We start from the raw sequence: 18,596 nt of genomic DNA, 5'->3' as shown, positions 1-18,596 counted from the left end.
AGTTAGTTACTTAGATACTGTCTCATCCTCAAGGAATTTATCCATGGCAAAAGAAGAACTGATCGAAATGAAGGGCCTTGTGTCCGAAGTCTTGCCCGACTCGCGCTTTCGCGTGACGCTGGAAAACGGCCACGTACTCATCGCTTACACCGCCGGCAAGATGCGCAAGAACCACATTCGTATCCTGGCGGGTGACCATGTGTCGCTGGAACTGTCGCCTTACGATTTGTCCAAGGGCCGCATCACCTTCCGTCACATTGCCGGCCGCGCTCCGACGTCTACGCGTTTCGCCTGATACCGGCGTACGCAAAACCCCGTACGGAGGCCGTCGTTGGACGGCCCCTACAATCGCAGTCCCTTTGACACAGTGACTGCCCGGCATATTTCCAGTCGGCGGCCATGGCAGGAGACGCCAGATGAGCAATACCACGGTGAATGCCGAAGAAAAACGCGCTGAGTTACGGCGTGCAGCCCTTGAATACCACCAGTTTCCTAGCCCCGGAAAAATAGCCATTGCGGCGACCAAGCAGTTGGTCAACCAGCATGATCTGGCGCTGGCCTACTCGCCCGGTGTGGCAGCTCCTTGCGAGGAAATCGTCAAGGACCCGAACAACGCGTTCAAGTACACCAGCCGGGGCAACCTGGTCGCCGTGATCAGCAACGGTACGGCCGTGCTGGGTCTGGGCGACATAGGGCCACTGGCGTCCAAGCCGGTGATGGAGGGCAAGGGCGTGCTGTTCAAGAAGTTCGCCGGCATCGACGTGTTCGACATCGAAATCGATGAAAAGCACGACCTCGACAAGCTGGTGGACATCATCGCCTCGCTGGAGCCCACCTTCGGCGGCATCAACCTCGAAGATATCAAGGCCCCGGACTGCTTCTACGTCGAGCGCAAGCTGCGCGAACGCATGAAGATCCCCGTGTTCCATGACGACCAGCACGGCACGGCGATCTGCGTGGGCGCGGCCCTGCTAAACGGCCTGAAGGTGGTCGGCAAAGACCCCAAAGACGTTAAGCTGGTGACCTCTGGCGCCGGTGCTGCTGCACTGGCCTGCCTGGGCTTGCTGGTCAAGCTGGGCATACGCCGCGAAAACATTTACGTGACCGACTTGGCCGGCGTGGTCTATGAGGGCCGTACCGAGCTGATGGATGAAGACAAGATCATCTACGCCCAGAACACTTCGGCGCGCACTCTGTCTGAGATCATCGAAGGAGCCGATGTGTTCCTGGGACTGTCGGCTGGTGGTGTGCTGAAAAAAGAAATGGTTGCCAAGATGGCGGCCAAGCCTGTGATTTTTGCGTTGGCCAACCCCAACCCCGAAATTACCCCTGAAGACGTGAAGTCTGTGCGCAGCGATGCCATCATCGCCACCGGTCGCACCGATTACCCGAACCAAGTCAACAACGTCTTGTGCTTCCCCTACATCTTCCGAGGTGCTTTGGATGCGGGTGCCTCCACCATCACGTTGGAGATGGAAATTGCCGCCGTGCATGCGATTGCCGAGTTGGCCCAGGCCGAGCAAAGCGAAGTGGTGGCCGCCGCCTATGCCGGCGAACAGCTGGCGTTTGGCCCCGAATACATCATCCCCAAGCCGTTTGATCCGCGGCTGATGATCAAGATTGCGCCTGCCGTTGCCAAGGCCGCTGCAGACAGCGGCGTGGCTCTGCGTCCCATTGAGGACATGGACGCCTACCGCAATCGGCTGCAAAGCTTTGTCTACGCTTCCGGCACGACCATGAAGCCGATCTATGACGCGGCCAAAAATGCAGCCAAGAAACGCGTCTGCTACGCCGAAGGTGAAGAAGAGCGCGTGTTGCGGGCCGCCCAGATCGTGGTGGACGAAGGTCTGGCTCGCCCCACGCTGATCGGGCGTCCGGCCGTGATCGCCGAGCGGATCAAGAAATTTGGCCTGCGTCTGCGCGAAGAACTGGACTACGACGTGGTGAACGTCGAGCAAGACCACCGTTACCGCGATTTCTGGCAGACCTACCACCGCATGACCGAACGCAAGGGCGTGACGGCACAAATGGCCAAAATCGAAATGCGCCGTCGCTTGACGCTGATTGGCAGCATGCTGCTGCACAAGGGCGAAGTGGATGGCATGATTTGTGGCACCTGGGGCCACACCTCCATCCATTTGCACTACATCGACCAGGTGATCGGCAAGCGCGCAGGCGGTTGCCCCAGCACTCCACAAGATGTGCCCATCTATGCCTGCATGAACGGCCTGATGCTGCCGGGCCGCCAGGTGTTCCTGGTGGATACCCACGTCAACTACGACCCCACGGCGGAAGAGTTGACGGAGATCACGGTCATGGCGGCCGAAGAAATGTTGCGCTTTGGTCTCAAACCCAAAGCTGCGTTGTTATCGCATAGCAACTACGGCCAAAGTAATCAACCCAGCGCGGTCAAGATGCGCCGTGTTCTGGAGCTTTTGCAGACAGAGGCTCCATGGCTGGAGGTGGACGGTGAAATGCACGGCGATATCGCGCTGGATGGTGCAGCCCGCGCCGCTACTATGCCGAACAGCCCGCTGGTAGGTGACGCCAACTTGCTGGTATTCCCGAATATCGATGCGGCCAATATTGCCTACAACCTGTTGAAAATGGCGGCGGGCGGCAATATTGCGATTGGCCCCGTGCTGCTGGGAGCGGCTAAACCCGTGCATATTCTGACCGCCAGCACCACTGTGCGCCGTATCGTGAATATGACGGCTTTGACGGTAGCCGACGCTAACGTGGTTCGATAAAGCCTAATTCGCCAGCAAGTGCTAACTTTGTTGGTGTAAAGACTTGTGAGGGGCTGCCCAAATTTTGGGCAGCCCCTTGCTTTTTTGGTGCACATACGGCACACTTACGCCTTGAAATTTACGGGTTAACCCGAAGTTCTCCAAAGGCTTATTCCCGCATGGTTCTAAATGTCCGTGGCTCTGCATGCAGGCGTGTTTTTGCTTTCCTGCTGTTGGCTGTTTCTGTCTTGTGCACCCCATTGGGGCATGCGCGTCAGGCTGCTCCGCAGGAAATTGGTGAGGTCATCGGACTCTCGGCACTGCCCTCGCAAGGCCAGGCAACATATGCGCTGATCAAGCTGGGCGGTCCGTTTCCTTTTGATAAGGATGGCGTGGTCTTTGGGAACCGTGAACGTATTTTGCCGCTCCAGAAGCGTGGATATTACCGGGAGTACACCGTGAAAACGGTGGGTGCCGGTAACCGGGGTGCTAAGCGAATTGTTTGTGGCGGGCCTGCCAGAACGCCAGATGCATGTTTTTATACCAGTGACCATTACGCCAGCTTTCGTCGCATTGTCGAATAGAGCGTAAGAGGCTGCTCCCTCAGAATTTTGAAGCCGGGGTAAATTAGATGATTGAAAAGAAAGCGGAGACGGATATGCCTCTTCGCAATGTAAGAACCAATATCGTGCAGTCTATTCGTGCCTTCAGGGTGCAAGATTTGCAAGATGCTGCTTTGGGTCTGGGCCAGCATTTTCTGTACGCGAACCTGGCGAACGCCCAGAGCAAGCAGGATGTGTTGGACATGATCGCCCAGCAGTTCACCTTTCCGACCCATTTCGGCAAGAATTTTGATGCGCTGTACGACTGCATGACAGACCCGTTGCATAAATCGGGCCCACAACCTGGATTTGTGGTGGTGCTGGAGCAAATTCCTGCGCACGCCAAGTTTGACAAGGAAGCCCGTGAGCAACTGCTCGACATCTTCCGCGATGCCGCAGACTATTGGGGGGACCGGAAGATTCCGTTCCGATGCTTCTATTCTTTTCTGTAGCCCGTTCTGCACAAAACAGCCAAGCAGAACGGGCGAACGAGGCAGGCAGCGATGCCGTCTCGGGCATTGAATTGAACAGTGAATCCGGCGAGAAGATGCCTACCGACAAGTTGGTAGATGTATCGCCTTTGGCCTTGCGTATGAGCAGCCCGTTTAATGCGGGTTACTGGCTGGCCGCAGCCTGATTCGGAGGCGCATTGCATGCTGTAAGCTGCAGTCGCTTTCATCAAAAAAGCCCGTCTATGACGGGCTTTTTTATGTGTGTGCCAGGCTGCTTGCCAGTGTCACATATTCCTCCACCGGGACTTCTTCGGCGCGGCGTTTGACGTCGAAGCTGCCGCTGAAGGCCTTGGTTTCCAGCCATTGTCCCAGGGTGTGGCGCATGATTTTGCGGCGCTGGCTGAACGCCACCTGAACGATCTCACTCAGCAACTGCACGTCCACAGATGCGGGCTTGGTCAGGGGCACCATGCGCACCACGGCGCTGTCTACGCGCGGTGGCGGATCGAAGGATTCGGGTGGTACAAACAGCACGTTTTCCATCGCGTAGCGCCATTGCAACATGACGCTGAGGCGGCCATAGGCGGCGGTGCTGGGACGCGCCACCATGCGGTCGATGACTTCTTTTTGCAGCATGAAGTGCTGGTCTTCGACGACATGGACCGCATCCAGCAGGTGGAACAGGATGGGGGTGGAGATGTTGTAGGGTAAGTTGCCGACTACCCTGACTTTCTTCGCTGGACTTGCTATGGAATCAGTAGCTGTTGGTGCTGGTAGAAACTGCGTGAAGTCCACTTTCAATACATCAGATTCCACCACCGTCAGCTGGGGGTGCTGGCGCAGGCGCTGGGCCAGATCGCGGTCCAGCTCCACCACCGTCAGGTGGCCCAGTCGTTCAACCAGGGGCTGGGTCAATGCCGCCAGGCCGGGGCCGATCTCCACCATATTGTCGCCAGGCTGGGGGGCAATCGCATCGACGATGGCGTCGATGATGCCGTTGTCGGACAGGAAATGCTGGCCGAAGCGTTTACGGGGGATGTGCTTCACGGCGTATTCAATGTCATTGCGGGGATTCGCGGTATTCGACATAGGCGCGTGAGCGCAGCTCGTCGATCCAGCGGGCGTAGGCCTCATCCAATTTCTTCTCGCGCACTAGGCCACGGACCATTTCGCGCTGTTCACGCTGCGACAGTGTGGCGGTGCGGCGTTCCAGCAGCTGCACTAGGTGCACGCCAAAGCGGGACACAAAGGGCGGGGCAATCTGGCCGGGCGTCAGGTTGTTGAGCACCTCTTCAAATTCCGGCACGAATTGGCCGGGACTGGCCCAGCCCAGGTCGCCACCCTGTGCGGCGCTGCCATCGGCTGAGTTTTCCTTGGCCAGCTGGGCAAAATCGGCCTGCTTGTTCTGGATACGTCTCTTGAAGTCGTTCAGGCGTTCAAGGGCTGCGGCCTCGGTCAGCCGTGGGCCGGTGCGCAGCAGGATGTGTCGGGCATGTTGCTGGACGACGGCCGTGGCCACGCCACCCTGGCGCTTGTCGAGCACCTTGAGCACGTGGAGCCCTGCGCCAGAGCGCAGCACCGGGCTGATGGCGCCGGTATCCAGGCCTTGCACTGCGTTGACGAACAGCTCCGGGTAGCGGTCTGCACTGCGCAGGCCGAGTACGCCACTGTTCTTGGCATGGTCAGGGGCGTCCGACAGTTCGCGGGCCAGGGCGGCGAAGTCTTCGCCTGCCAGCGCACGTTCGCGGATTTTTTCGGCCTTGGCCTGCAGTGTTGCGACTTGTTCGGGAGTTGCGTTTTCAGGTACTTCCACCAGCACCATACCCAGATTGAGCTCCAGGGCCGACGCGTCGGTTTTGCCTTGCTGGTCACGCAGGTATTGGTCCACCTCGGCGTCGCTCACGCGCTGGCGGCTGTCCAGTTCGCGGTCGCGCAGACGGGTGATCAGGATCTGGTTGCGCAGCTCCTCGCGGAACTGGGTGGGGACCATGCCGTCCTGCACCAGGCGGCGGCGCAGCTCGGTCACGCTTAGCTGGTTTTGGCGTGCCACGTTTTCTTCTGCCGCGTCAACGGCCGCATCATCGACCTTTACACCGGTTTCGCGCGCCAGCTGCAGCTGGGCTTTTTCAACGATCAACCGTTCCAATACCTGACGGACCAGTTCGGGTGTTGGGTTGGTAGCTTCACCTTGTTGCGACATCTGCTGCAAGGCGCGGCCCACCCGGGCGCGGACTTCGTTATTGGTAATGGGCTCAGAGTTCACCACAGCAACAATGAAATCGGCCTGACGGGGGCCTTCGGGTGCACGGGCCGTCAGGGGGACGCTGCTGCTGCCGGTCAATCCGGTGCCGGATGGCGACGCAGGGCGCAGGCCTTGGGCAGATACGGACAAGGCCGCCAGTGCCGCCAAGCCCAGGAGCGTCGTGCGAAATAAACGGTGGTTCATGGTTGGGGTGGAAGTGAGTGGACTTGCTTCGCGGAGAAGGCGTGGCCTTCCTCTGCTGGTGCAGGTCGGTGGTTAGTCGTATTGGCTGAAGCGGCTGGGGGTGGTGATCTGCTCGCGCAGATACTGGTAACGGGGGATGTTTTCCTTCAGGACCGACAAGGGGTTGTTGCCAACGCCCAGGCGTGTAAAGCCGACAAACTCCAGCTGGAAGGAAATTTTCTGGGTGGATGTAGTGGTGCTGGTCTGGGTTCTGTCCAGCACCACGCGGCCAACCCAGCAGCCGGCATCATATTCAAAGCCCATGACCGCGTTGACCATCTTGCGGTCATACATGCTGTAGTTCAGGCGACCCACGCTGTACCAGCGCCCCTCAGTCTGTCCGGAGCTGTTCTTGCCGTTCCACAAATCGCTGATCGGCCATTGCCAGCCCAGGTCGATCTGTTCGCTGCCATCGGTGGCCGTTGACGTGGAATCGCGTTGGTACCGGTAATTGGCGCTGATGACGCGGAAGTCGCCCGGATTCCAGCGCCCGCCGATGGTGGAGCGTTCAGATCGCCCGGTTTGCGGGTTGTACTGGATGGTGGTGTCGAAAGCCCAACGCTTGTCCCAGTTCAGCTGGGTGCCGACCAGGAAGTCGCTCCAACGGTCGGTCACGGTCGTGCCACCGGGCAGCGTCACATTCTGGTCCTTGAAGCGAAGCCTCTGGGCGAAGCTGAAACGGGCCAGCTCTTCGCTGGTGTCGGGCTCCAGGAAGCGGGTGGTCACACCCAGGGTCAGCAGATTGTTGTCGGCAATGCGGTCATTTCCGGAAAACGAGTTTTCGGTATAGACCGTAGCGAAGTTGAAGTCGTTCAGACCGGTGTCGTAGACCGGCAACATACTCTGGTCGCGATAGGGCGTGTTCACATAGAACGCGCGCGGCTCCAGGGTCTGGGTGAGGGCCTTGCCCCAGAAATTGGCGGAGCGCTCGAACACCAGGCCGCTGTCCAGGCTGAAGGTCGGAACTGTGCTGCTGGCCGAGGTGGCGCCATTGCTCAAGGCTTCGTCAAACTGGTAGCTGGTGGCATGCAGCTGGACCTTGGGCGTCACAAACCAGCCTGGCGCCACCCAGGGGCGGCTGATCTGTCCCAGCGCATAGCCACGCTTGGCATTGGGTTGCCCGGTCAGCGTGCGGTCCGCCGAGAACTCGGTGTAGTCGGTTTCCAGCGATGCATCTATGCCGCCCACGTCGTAACGTGAGTATTTGGCGTTGAGTTCGGGCAGCCGGTCGTAGGGCGGAACAATGATTGAACTGGTGCTCTGCAGGGTTTGCCATTTCAGCGTGCGCACGCTGGCGCTGAAATTGTCTTTGGCCCAACTCAGGGTTGCGTCATTGGACAGCAGGCGCTGCGTCAGCGTGGTAGACGAGCTGCCAAAGTCGGTCCAGTAGTTATCGTCACTGACCCGGTTCAATGCCACGTTTAAGCCTAAGCCGCCGATACCGGAAATTCCGGTCTGGACGGTTCCCGAATGCGTCGCAGCAATGCCCCAACGGGATTCGCCGCGTAGCTTGTCACCGGGCAGGTAATTGGCCTTGACTTGACCCTTGTATTCCGGCTCCAGGTAACGGAACTCGCCGTCCAGATTTACGCCCCGGCTGGTCATCACCGTGGGGGTGATGGTGGCGTCGCGGTTGGGCGCGATGTTCCAGTAGTAGGGAACCGTCAGCTCCGCGCCGTTGGTGCTGTCCAAACCTATGCTGGGCGGCAAAAAGCCCGATTTGCGCTTGTCCGTCAGCGGAAAGCTCATGGCTGGGAATGCCAGTATGGGCACGTCCTTGAAGCGCAGCACCGCGCCATCGGCCACGCCGACTTCTTCCTCGGTATCTATGCTGATTGAAGTGGCGCGCAGTATCCAGTCGGGCAGCCAGCTCGGGCCGGGTTGGCGGCGGCAGGTACTGTAGGTGGCGTTTTGCAGCACCATGCGGTTGTCGTCCACGAAATCGGCGCGGTCGGCCTCGCCATAAGCGCCGTTCTTGATGAACTGGTAGTGCGGCTGGACGAAAAAGCCCTCGAACGAATCCACCTTCAGCTCCAGCGCCGGGCCTTCGTAGATATTGCCAGCGCGGTTGATGCGCACATTGCCGCGCGCCTTGACCAGATCGTCGGGCTGGTAGTACTCCACCCGGTCGGCCTTCAGCACCATATCGCCTTTGCGCATCTCGGCATTGCCATCGATCACGGTGTCCAGGTCGGGCCGGCCCAGAGTGTGGTCGCCAGAGAAGAAGCTGGGCATCTGCTCCCGCATCTCTTGGGGAATCTGCTCCTGCAGCAGGGGCGTAGACTTCAGGACCAGGGGCGGTTGGGCGTCCTCGGCGCGTGCCGTGGCCGAACACAGCACGGCGGCGACAAGTGCCACAGGCGTCAGGGTAAAGCGGCCGCGGCGGGTGCTGCGCTGGAATTCAGGCATCAGGGCAGGCATGAAAGAGGTGGATCGGTCGGGCGAAAAGGTTGTACACAGAGGCGGGCCAGCTATCCAGATAAGCCGGATTTGTAGAATGGATTATCCATGAGCCCTACCTCCACTCCAGCGTCTCCCGCTTCTTTACCCGATTCCGGTCCCATCATTTGGGCTGATGCCGCGCGCGCAAGCGCCTTCCATGCCTGGCTGGAGCAGATCGCTGGCCCCCACCAGCTGCAAGCGCAGACCCTGCAGCTGGCTGCAGCCGATGCCGGTTTTCGCCGTTACTTTCGTTTGCAAAGCGCCCACGGCAGCTGCATCGTCATGGACGCGCCGCCCGACAAGGAAAACTGTGAGCCCTTTGTGCGCATCGCCAGCCTGTTTGCCCAGGCCGGCCTGCGCGTGCCCGAGGTGCTGGCCTGGGACCAGGCCCAGGGCTTCATGCTGCTCAGCGACCTGGGCACGCAGACCATGCTGCAGGCCCTGCAGTCCGACACGCCCCCGCCAGCTGCCGGCCTGTTCACCCAGGCGATCGACACCCTGGTGACGCTGCAGCTGGCCTCCCAGCCCAGCGTGCTGCCGGTGTACGACGCGGCCGTGCTGCAGCGCGAACTGGCGCTGTTCCCCGACTGGTACATCGCCCAGCACCGCGGCATCACCCTGGACGACAGCCAGCGCGCCACGCTGGACAAGGTATTCGCCCAGATCGTCGCCAACAACCTGGACATACCCAGCGTCTATGTGCACCGCGACTTCATGCCGCGTAACCTCATGGTCGGTGGCGAGAAATTGGGCGTACTGGACTTCCAGGACGCGCTCTACGGCCCCATCACCTACGACATCGCCTGCCTGACGCGCGACGCTTTCCACAGCTGGGAAGAAGACTTTGTGCTGGACGTCACCATCCGCTACTGGCAAAAGGCGCGCAAGGCCGGCCTGCCAGTGGGCGACGACTTCGGCGCCTTCTACCGCAGCGTGGAATGGATGGGTCTGCAGCGCCACCTGAAGGTAGCCGGCATTTTCGCCCGCCTGACCCTGCGCGATGGCAAGCCCAAATATCTGGCCGATACGCCCCGTTTCATCGCTTACATCCGCGCCACCGCCGGCCGTTACCGAGAGCTGACGCCTTTGCTTCGCCTTGTCGACAAAATCGAAGGCACACAGGCGACTACGGGTTTTGCCTACGGAAGGATGTAGCCAGCGACTGGTTTGGCGCTACTTTATACATGGTGCCTTTGGCGATTCGCATGTATAAAGTGGTAGCAATTTTTCACGGAGCTTCGACTATGGCATACGGTACCCGGATGTGTTCGGTCTTAGGTTTCTGTCTGGTGGTAGCGCTTCCGGTATACGCACAGTCAGCCCCCCCGCCGAGCAAGCCAGCGGCAGCTGTGGAGCAGAGCTTGGACGCCATGCGACAGTTGGTTGCCGATGCAAGCAAGCACGGTGCTCCCTGGAACGGACCCGAATCCGGTCCGGTTGCGTACGCAGGGGCCACCGTGGCGATAGTCAGTGAAGATCTGCGCAATGGGGGTATTCTCGGCGTCGGCAAGGGTATCCAGGAAGCCGCAAAAACAATCGGCTGGAACACCAAGATTTACGACGCGGGAGGAACACCTGCAGGGCGCGCCAAGGCTCTTTCCTCAGCGCTGGCTTTGAAGCCGGATGGCGTCATCCTGGTCGGCATCGATGTCAAAGAAATTCAAGCCCAACTGGCCCCATTTGAAGAACGTAAAGTGCCTATGGTGGGCTGGCATGTTGGCCCCAATGCCGGCCCGATTGTCGGCAGTCCGATCGCCATGAACGTATCCACCAACCCGCTGGATGTGGCGCGTATCACTGCCATGGCGGCGGTAGTCGCGTCCGAGGGGCGGGCAAGTGTAGTGGTCTTCACCGATAGCAACTTCGAAATCGCCATGGCCAAGTCCAATGCCATGGCGGATGTCATACGTGCCTGCAAGGGCTGTCGCTTGCTGGAAATCAAGGACGTAGCGATTTCCAAAAGTGCCGAATTGATGCCTGCCGCGACGCAAGACCTGCTCAAACGCTATGGCACGCAGTGGACCCATGCGCTGGCCATCAACGATATTTATTTTGACTATGCCGCGCCAGAGCTGACCAATGCCGGAAAATCCAGCAAAAGTGTCAACATGCTTTCTGCTGGCGATGGCAGCGCCGCCGCCTTCCTGCGCATCCGGGCAGGCACGTTCCAGACCGGCACGGTCTCCGAACCACTGAATCTCCATGGCTGGCAGCTGGTGGACGAATTGAATCGCCTGTTGGCTCGACAGCCGGTCAGCGGCTATATCGTTCCTGTGCATTTGGTCACGGCCGACAACATCGCCTTTGATGGCGGCGCACAGCGCCAATACGACCCTGACAACGGTTACCGCAACATCTACCGGCGCATCTGGAAACGTTAAGAACACACGCCGGAATTTATTGCTGAATATGCACTTACGGCTACCCCGGTCTCTGCGCAACCAGTTCATACTGGCCCTTTCAGCACTGGCGCTGCTGGTTTTGGCGGGCGGTGTGACTGCTGTGTATGCCTTGCGCGTCAATACCAATGCCACCCAGTTATTGGCCGAAAAGCGTCTGGTGCAGATGCGGGATGCGCAAGACCTCGTCAGGCGCACCTTGCTCATCGAGCGCGAAGCCTACCAATTGACCGCTGCTGAATCTGTCGACGAGATGCGCGAGAGCTATGCCGATGTTCTCAAGCAGCTGGAGTTGTTCGACCACACCATAGACCGTCTCGCCGCGGCCGACGACGATCTTGGCGTACTTGACTTGCACGAGTCCAGCCAGTTGTTTCGCAATACCGTGAATATCGTTGGGCAATTGCAAGAAAGCAAGCTGCAAACTACTGGGCAAGCACCACCTAAAACCAGCGCCGAAGCAGACCAACAGTTCCACACGGAACTGCGCAATCAAGCGGGTCAGATGGTGGAAACAACCCAGGCCCAATCTGACCGCGTCACGCAGGACTACCGAAATGCCATGCTGGCATTGGCAGAAACCTCCCAGAAGAATCAGCGCTGGGTCACGGTATTACTGTCAGCCAGCTTGTTGCTGGCTTGGCTGGTAGCGCAAAGTTTTCTTGGCAAACATGTGCTGGCGCGTCTGCAATTGGTTAGCAAAAGTCTGCGCAAAACCGAGGTGGGCGAGGGACGGTTTGTCGTTCCAGTACAAGGCAGTGATGAGATTGGAGCCATGGCGCGCGCCGTTGAGCAGTTCCAGGAGGACCGCCAACAACTGGCCTTGGCCAACGCTGCGCTGCTGGTCGAAAAAGCCCGGCAAGAAGAACTCATCCGCAAGCTTGCGCAAGCCCATAGCCAGTTGCTGCAATCGGAAAAATTGGCCTCTATTGGGCAGCTCGCTGCTGGCGTGGCGCACGAAATCAATAATCCCATCGCTTTCGTGAACTCAAACCTGGGCACCCTGCAAGGCTATGTGGAGGATATTTTCAAAATTCTGGCTGCATACGAACAGGGCGAGAAGGAGTTGAGCCCCGCCACCCAAAAGACCATGTACAACTTGAAGCAGGAGGTCGACATCGTCTATTTGCGTGAAGATGTGGGTAGTCTCATGGCCGAATCGGTGAACGGTTTGCAGCGGGTCAAACGCATCGTGCAGGATCTGCGGGACTTCTCCCATGTGGACGAGACAGATAAACAATGGGCTAACCTGGAATCTGGCCTGGACAGCACATTGAACGTGGTGTGGAGCGCGCTCAAGGATAAGGCCGAGGTGGTCAAGGAATACGGCGCCATCCCGGAAATCGAGTGCATCCCCTCGCAAATCAACCAGGTGTTCATGAATCTGCTGATCAACGCCGGACAGGCGATCGAAGAGCACGGCCGCATTACCTTGCGCACCGGCCAGGATGCCGAAAATGTCTGGGTCGAGATACAGGACACGGGCAACGGCATACCTCCTGAGCATCTGGACCGCATTTTCGACCCCTTCTTCACCACCAAGCCTGTTGGCACGGGCACCGGTCTAGGCCTCTCTATCTCCTACGGCATCGTCAGCCGGCATGGTGGACAGATTGAAGTGACAAGCCAGCCCGGAAAAGGCGCCACCTTCAAGGTGCTGCTACCGCGGAATGCCGTTTCCGCACGGGCGGAAGCACATTCGGAAGTGGTGTGAACAAGGGCCGCGCCAGCGCCAGACCGGGAAACCGCATAATTACCCCCTCTCGCAACATGCAAGCCGCTACAAACCCAATCCTCGGGGTCTGAGGGGCGCTGCCCACGCCAAGTTTTTTGCGCCAGTTTCTGGTATTTGAACTCGCCATTGAAAATGGCATTCCCGAACATCCAATAGAGCTTTATAGCTACATAAATAATAGCGTTTACCTGTATGCCCCGTTTTTACTGCCCTGCCCCTTTGGCGACCGGGGCTGTTCTTGATTTACCCGCCGGCCCGGCCCGCCATGTGCAGGTGCTGCGCATGCAGCCCGGCCAGAGCATCACCCTGTTCAACGGCCAGGGCGGCGAGTTTGAAGCCGTGATTGAACGCATGGGCCGCAGCGACGTGGCCGTGACGGTCGCCAGCCACGACCCGGTGGAACGCGAAGCCGCGCGCGCTGTGCACATCGTGCTGGCCATGCCCGCCAATGACCGCATGGACTGGCTGGTCGAGAAAGCTGCCGAGCTCGGGGTGGTCAGCATCCAGCCCCTGGTGGCCGAACGCAGCGTGCTGCGCTTGAACGGTGAACGCGCCGACAAAAAGCGTGCCCACTGGTTTGCCGTGGGCGTAGCCGCCTGCGAGCAATCCGGCCGCAATCGCGTACCCGAGGTCTACCCCGTGCGCAGCTTTGCCGACTGGGTGGCCACGGCCGACGCCGGGCTGCTGCTGTCGCTGCGGCCTGGCAGCCAGCCGCTGGCAACTGCAGTTCAGGCAGTGCCCGCCAGCGGCCCCATCCACTTCCTCAGCGGCCCCGAGGGCGGCCTCAGCCCCGCTGAGGAAGACGCGGCCATCGCCCGTGGCTACCAGCCGGTGACCCTGGCCAACCGCGTGCTGCGCGCCGAGACCGCGCCCCTGGCCGCGCTGGCCCAACTCCAGTTCTGACGATGGACGACACGACGCTCCCCGACAGCGACACCACGCTGTCGGATTACTTCCGTGATGCTGACTTTGCAGCCGAATCCCTGCTGGCCTTCCGCATCGATGCCCAGGGCGCGCTGATCGACGCTCTGCGCGCCCTGTTCCACGGCCCGGCCGGTCTGGTGCGCCTGCGCCTGTGGGTCTTCATGGGCCTGCTGGGCCAGAGCGAAGCCAGCCTGAGCCGTGATGACATCAACGAGCTGTTCCACGCCGTGCGCCCGGAAGCGCTGGACACCGTGTTCAAACGTTTCCGCGACACCGGCCTGCTGCTGTGGGACGAAACCCAGCGCCGCACCAGCCTGACCCCGCTGGCACAGCAACTGTCCGCCATGCTGGGCGTGCTGAATACCGCACCGCCCGCCGATGGCGAAGACGGCGACCTGGCCAGCTTGCTGAGCCAGGTGGTCGGCGCCGACCAGCTCGGCACGCTGGACGCCGCCCAGGTGCAGATGCTGCAAGCCCAGCTGGGCCGCCTGCATGCCGAGTTCGAGGACGCGATTGCCAGCGGCTCCGAATTCCGCCTGCGTGAGGCGCGCAAACGCTACGACCGCGCCGCGCGCTTGATCGACAAGGCCTCCACCGCCATCACCGCCATCATCAGCCACGCCCACGGCCATGTGGTGATGGAGCGCGCCGCCCGGGCGCTGGGCCAGGCGCAGAGCCGGCTGTTGGCCATGGCCAGCCAGTTCAACCGCGCGCTGCAACAGGTGGACCGCCAGCGCGTCACCCTGGGCACCACCGGTATTACCAGCACCGACGTGAAACGCTGGCTGCAGACCGTTGCCGCCCCCGAACATTTGCTGCAGGACGCGCTGGCCTGCCCGGTCGCGCCCGTCATGCTTGCCCCCCATGAATTGCTGGATGTGACCGAAGCAGAATTTGAACGCGACCGCCCCACGCTGGCCCTACCCGATGCCCTGCCGGTATCCCAGGCCGCGCCGCTTGGCGAACTCAGCGCCGTGGCCCTGCCGCAGGCGCTGGCCGATCTGTCCGAGCTGCTGGCCAGCTGGAACACCGACGGCAGCGAGCCACGCACCGCCGTCCAGGCCTTGCTGGGTGCCGAGCCTCTTGAAGCCGCCTATGCCGAGGTGGCCTACAAGGCCCAACTGCTGCCGCTGCTGGGCGACGCCCAGGCCTGCCTGCTGCCCGGTGCCACCGGTGATCTGGCGCGCCAGCCCTGGCGCGTGGAATGGAGTACCGAGTTGCTGGACCTGCAGCACCCCGTGCTGGCCCAGGTCAGCGCCGGCGCGCTGCACCCGGTGCTGCCCCCGAACGAATCTATTGAGAAGACCTCCCCATGACCGACGAAGCCGCCCTGCTGGTTGCCGAGCTGCTGGCCCGCCGCAGCCTGCCGCGCACCCACCCCCGCGTCCGCAAAGCCCTGGTCAACGCCGAGCTGTTTGCCCAGGTGGAACAGCGTCTGGCCGACATCGGCCTGCGCTGGATGGACAACATCTACGCCGAACACGTCAGCCTGGCTCTGCTGCCTGCCGCGCAAAGCACTGTGATGGGCGAGGCCGGCCTGAACGCCAACAACAACCTGGAGCTGCCGCGCGACGGCCAGGCTCTGCTGGTCGTGCTGTGGGCGCTGATCATCCTGCCCAAGCGCGAACGCCAGACCAGCCGCGCCCCGGTCGCCGAGACGCAGAACGACATGTTCGCCAGCAGCAAGCCGCTGCCACCGGTGCGCGATGTCAGCCCGGTGCTGTCGTACAAAGCCCTGCTGGAAGACTACGGCACGCAGCTGGGCAAAAAGACCCGGCTCGACGGCAACCTGAAGCTGCTGGAGCGCCACGGCTTCATCCTGCGCCGGCAAGACGACATCGCCGAAGGCCCGCTGCTTGACGTGCTGCTGGACTACGACATCATGGCCCCGCGCATCCTGGACGGCGCCCTGGCCGACGTGCTGGCCCGCGAGCAAGCCGCCCGCCTGGCCGCTGAAGCCCAGCTGGCTGCCGAAAACCCTACCGAAGACTGAGCCCATGTTCCATCTGCAAAGCCTTGAGCTGGTCCACTGGGACTACTGCCAACGCGTCAGCCTGCCGCTGGACGCGTCCATCATTACCATCGCCGGCCCCAACGGCTCGGGCAAGACCACCCTGCTGGACGCACTGCGCACCCTGCTGGGCCTGAAATGCTCGTCGCCGCGCGACTTCAAAACCTACGCCCGCCACGCCGGTGCCAACGTAGCCTGGCTGCGCGCCGTGGTGGACAACCGCCCGCACAACCGCCAGACCAGCAGCCGCCCGTTTGCTAAGCGCCTGCTGTACAGCGACCAGGTCACCCTGGCTTGTCGCATCGAACGCAACGGTGGCGATTGGCAGCGCCGCTACATGGTGCTGGAAGGCGACGTCAGCATCGAGCAGCTCAGCGAAAAACCCGAGAAAGAGCTTGCCACCATGGGCATAGAGGCCTGGGGCAAAACCCTGTCGGCCGCCGGTCTGTCGCCCGCGATTGCCAAGGTGCTGTCGCTGGAGCAGGGACAGACCGACCGGTTGTGTGAATTCAGCCCGCGCGAGCTGCTGCGCCTGGTGTTCGACGTGTTTGGCGACCAGGAGGTGCTGAACCACTACGACACTGCCCGCGAACACCAGCAGCAGCTGGCGCGCGAGATGGAGCAGGCCAGCCACGAGCTGGACCACAGCAAGGCCCAGCTGGCCGAGCTGCAAAGCCGCGTCAGCAACTACCAGAACTGGCAGCACAAGGTGCAGGAGCACGAGCGCCTAGCCACCGAGGTGGTGCCGGTGCTGGAATGGCATATCCAGCGCCAGAAGCTCACCGAGCGCAGCCGCGAGCAGCGCCGCCAGCGCCAGCATGCAAGCCAAAACATCGCCCAGCGCAAGCAGGATAATGACAAGCTGCTCTCTTTATTGGAGCAACGCAGTCAGGCCGAAGACAATGAAGCCCGCCTGCTGCGCGAGCGCGATGCGGCCAATGTGCAGCGCGAAAGCTGCCGCGACCTGGAGCGTCCGCTGGAAGATCTGGTCAAGCGCGAAACCGAGCTGCTGGCCCTGGTGGACAAGGAAAGCGACGCCGAGGCGCTGAACGCCCACCTCAACACCCTGCACAGCCAGCAGGCCGCGCTACAGGCCAAGCACAGCGCTGTGCTACAAAAAAGAGAGCTGGTTGCGCAGGCATTGTCTGCGCTGGAAGGTCAAAACACTCCTCCCCACCCGGAAGACGCCCGGCGGCTGCGCCAGCGTCTGCAGGCCGCCAAGATCGGCCACAGCTTCCTGGCCGAGGTGGTCGAGGTGCGCGACGAATACTGGCGCGCCGCGGTCGAAGGCGTGCTGCGCCCGCTGCGCTGGATGGTGCTGCTGGAGAAAAATGACGACCTGGCCCAGGTCGATACCATCGCCAGCGCCGACCGCTACCGCCACTACATCACCGCCCCCGGCGACCCGGTGCCGACGGCTGACGCGCAATCGCTGCTGGCGCAGACGAAGTTCGATGCCAAGCTGCCGCGCTGGCTGATCCAGCAGCTGCAAAACCTGCGCTGCGTGGACAACCCGGCCGAGGGCCGCAAGACCAGTGGCAGCTGGATCACCCCGCAGGCCTATAGCTTTGACGGGCGCGGTGCGCGCTCGGTGTGGGTGGAGCCGCGCGACCACCAGTTCGGTGCCGCCGCCCTGGTCGCCCGCCGCGACGGCCTGGAGCGCGACCTGCGCCGCCTGGACGGCGAGCTCGGCCCGCTGACGCAGGAGCTGATGGCCGTCAAACGCCAAGTCAAAGACATCCAGAAATCGCTGGAAGGCCATAGCGCCGCCGAAGAGCTGGCCCGCCGCAGCGAAGAGTTCGCCGCCGCCCGTGAAGCCTGGCCTGGCGCCAAGCAGGCCCGCATCGCCGCAGCCCAGCACTGGCAGACCTTGGACAAGGCCTATGGCGACGCCAAGACCCAGTACCAGCAGATCGATACCCAGTACCGCCAGACCGAGCAGACCCTGCGCCAGAAGCACCAGGAGGCCGACCGTCTGATCGCCGAGCTGGCGCAGCGCCGCAAGCAGCTGACCGTGGATGTGGACAACTCCAATACCCGGCGCGGCCAGATACCGCCGCAGTGGCGTACGCCCGAGTTGCTGCAGTCCCTGGTGAAGAATTACCAGAACGACACGCAAGCCCGCCTGCGCCTGCAGTCGGTGCACGAGGAATTGCAACTCGACACCTGGGAAAAAGACGCCACGGTGGAAGAACGCTACCGCCGCATGGAGGTGCTGGTGCGCGAGCAGGGCCTGAACCTGGGCGACCACCAGGCCAAGAATGCGCAGGCCGCCATTGCCGTGCACAACGCCCGCGAGAGCTATATCGAGGTGCTGCGCACCACCGTGCGCCGCTACCGCAAGAACATCCAGGAACTCGGCGAGCTCGCCGGCGTGGCCGTGAATGCCGACTTGCCTGCGCTGGAAAACAGCGACACCGTGCTGGCCCAGGCCGGCCTGAAGGTGCACTTCAACTTCGACGGCAAGGGCAGTATCGGCATGAACGACGGCGAGGCCTCGGGTGGCCAGCAGGTCATCAAGTCGCTGATCCTGCTGGTGGCCCTGCTGAAGGACGACGAAACCGCCTCCGGCGGCTTTGTCTTCATCGACGAACCGTTTGCCCACCTGGACGTGCGCAACATCCAGTTGGTCGGCCACTTCCTGCGCTCCACCCAGGCGCAGTACGTGCTGACCACGCCCATCACCCACAACCTGGAAGTCTTCGAGCCCGCCGAGATCACCCTGATCACCAGCAAAAAGCCAAAGAACGCCAAATGGGCACCGCCAATCGCGGTGGCCAAGCGGCGGGGGATTCCGGCTCCGGTGTAATACTTGCC

General features: G+C 61.5%; 15 protein-coding genes. 12 read left to right on the top strand and 3 right to left on the bottom strand.

Annotation, left to right across the window (positions count from 1 at the left end):
- Positions 1 to 43 precede the first annotated feature (43 nt).
- The 5 genes from infA to AC07VY_RS03855 all read left to right on the top strand — a co-directional run bounded on the left by infA (position 44) and on the right by AC07VY_RS03855 (position 3,968).
- The gene (gene infA / locus AC07VY_RS03875) at positions 44 to 295 is read left to right on the top strand and encodes a translation initiation factor IF-1 (protein ID WP_092757223.1); all 252 of its coding nucleotides are present in this window, start codon (positions 44 to 46) and stop codon (positions 293 to 295) included.
- A gap of 121 nt (positions 296 to 416) precedes the next feature.
- A complete protein-coding gene (locus AC07VY_RS03870; protein ID WP_495075550.1) occupies positions 417 to 2,750 on the top strand; it encodes an NADP-dependent malic enzyme in 2,334 nt (777 codons plus the stop codon).
- 158 nt (positions 2,751 to 2,908) lie between these two features.
- Positions 2,909 to 3,313, top strand: coding sequence for a guanyl-specific ribonuclease (locus AC07VY_RS03865; RefSeq protein WP_495096367.1), 405 nt, complete (start codon positions 2,909 to 2,911; stop codon positions 3,311 to 3,313).
- 47 nt (positions 3,314 to 3,360) lie between these two features.
- Entirely contained in the window at positions 3,361 to 3,783 is a 423-nt protein-coding gene (locus AC07VY_RS03860) for a barstar family protein (protein WP_490591847.1), read from the top strand.
- Positions 3,762 to 3,968 (top strand): hypothetical protein, encoded by a 207-nt coding sequence (locus AC07VY_RS03855; RefSeq protein WP_490591848.1) that lies wholly within the window; start codon positions 3,762 to 3,764, stop codon positions 3,966 to 3,968. Before AC07VY_RS03860 ends, AC07VY_RS03855 begins: the two co-directional genes overlap by 22 nt.
- A 70-nt stretch (positions 3,969 to 4,038) precedes the next feature.
- Here AC07VY_RS03855 and rsmA read toward each other — a convergent pair whose 3' ends face one another.
- From rsmA to AC07VY_RS03840, 3 genes are all read right to left on the bottom strand, one after another.
- Complete coding sequence (rsmA, locus tag AC07VY_RS03850; RefSeq protein ID WP_495096366.1) at positions 4,039 to 4,830, bottom strand: 16S rRNA (adenine(1518)-N(6)/adenine(1519)-N(6))-dimethyltransferase RsmA; 792 nt, start codon at positions 4,828 to 4,830, stop codon at positions 4,039 to 4,041.
- A gap of 13 nt (positions 4,831 to 4,843) precedes the next feature.
- Complete coding sequence (locus AC07VY_RS03845) at positions 4,844 to 6,229, bottom strand: peptidylprolyl isomerase (protein ID WP_495096365.1); 1,386 nt, start codon at positions 6,227 to 6,229, stop codon at positions 4,844 to 4,846.
- A 72-nt stretch (positions 6,230 to 6,301) separates the two neighbouring features.
- On the bottom strand, positions 6,302 to 8,689 hold the full coding sequence (locus tag AC07VY_RS03840; RefSeq protein WP_495096364.1) for an LPS-assembly protein LptD: 2,388 nt from the start codon (positions 8,687 to 8,689) through the stop codon (positions 6,302 to 6,304).
- 87 nt (positions 8,690 to 8,776) lie between these two features.
- Here AC07VY_RS03840 and AC07VY_RS03835 point away from each other — a divergent pair, with 87 nt between their 5' ends.
- The 7 genes from AC07VY_RS03835 (at position 8,777) to AC07VY_RS03805 (ending at position 18,588) form a co-directional block, all read left to right on the top strand.
- The gene (locus tag AC07VY_RS03835; protein ID WP_495096363.1) at positions 8,777 to 9,865 is read left to right on the top strand and encodes an aminoglycoside phosphotransferase family protein; all 1,089 of its coding nucleotides are present in this window, start codon (positions 8,777 to 8,779) and stop codon (positions 9,863 to 9,865) included.
- An 89-nt stretch (positions 9,866 to 9,954) separates the two neighbouring features.
- Complete coding sequence (locus AC07VY_RS03830; protein ID WP_495075823.1) at positions 9,955 to 11,091, top strand: ABC transporter substrate-binding protein; 1,137 nt, start codon at positions 9,955 to 9,957, stop codon at positions 11,089 to 11,091.
- Complete coding sequence (locus AC07VY_RS03825) at positions 11,018 to 12,823, top strand: ATP-binding protein (RefSeq protein ID WP_495096362.1); 1,806 nt, start codon at positions 11,018 to 11,020, stop codon at positions 12,821 to 12,823. Before AC07VY_RS03830 ends, AC07VY_RS03825 begins: the two co-directional genes overlap by 74 nt.
- A 213-nt stretch (positions 12,824 to 13,036) precedes the next feature.
- Positions 13,037 to 13,747, top strand: a complete 711-nt coding sequence (locus tag AC07VY_RS03820) for a 16S rRNA (uracil(1498)-N(3))-methyltransferase (RefSeq protein WP_495096361.1) — start codon at positions 13,037 to 13,039, stop codon at positions 13,745 to 13,747.
- Between the two features lie 2 nt (positions 13,748 to 13,749).
- Positions 13,750 to 15,084: a hypothetical protein gene (locus AC07VY_RS03815; RefSeq protein WP_495096360.1), complete on the top strand. Its 1,335-nt coding sequence runs from the start codon at positions 13,750 to 13,752 to the stop codon at positions 15,082 to 15,084.
- A complete protein-coding gene (locus AC07VY_RS03810; protein ID WP_495096359.1) occupies positions 15,081 to 15,761 on the top strand; it encodes a hypothetical protein in 681 nt (226 codons plus the stop codon). The genes AC07VY_RS03815 and AC07VY_RS03810 overlap by 4 nt, the downstream gene beginning before the upstream one ends.
- Positions 15,762 to 15,765: 4 nt before the next feature.
- A complete protein-coding gene (locus tag AC07VY_RS03805) occupies positions 15,766 to 18,588 on the top strand; it encodes an ATP-binding protein (protein ID WP_495096358.1) in 2,823 nt (940 codons plus the stop codon).
- The last annotated feature ends 8 nt before the right edge of the window (positions 18,589 to 18,596 follow it).

The sequence above is a fragment of the Rhodoferax sp. GW821-FHT02C08 genome, assembly GCF_059421805.1.
The sequence above is the reverse complement of the archived record's forward strand: the minus strand, read 5'-3'. Positions and strand labels throughout refer to the sequence as shown.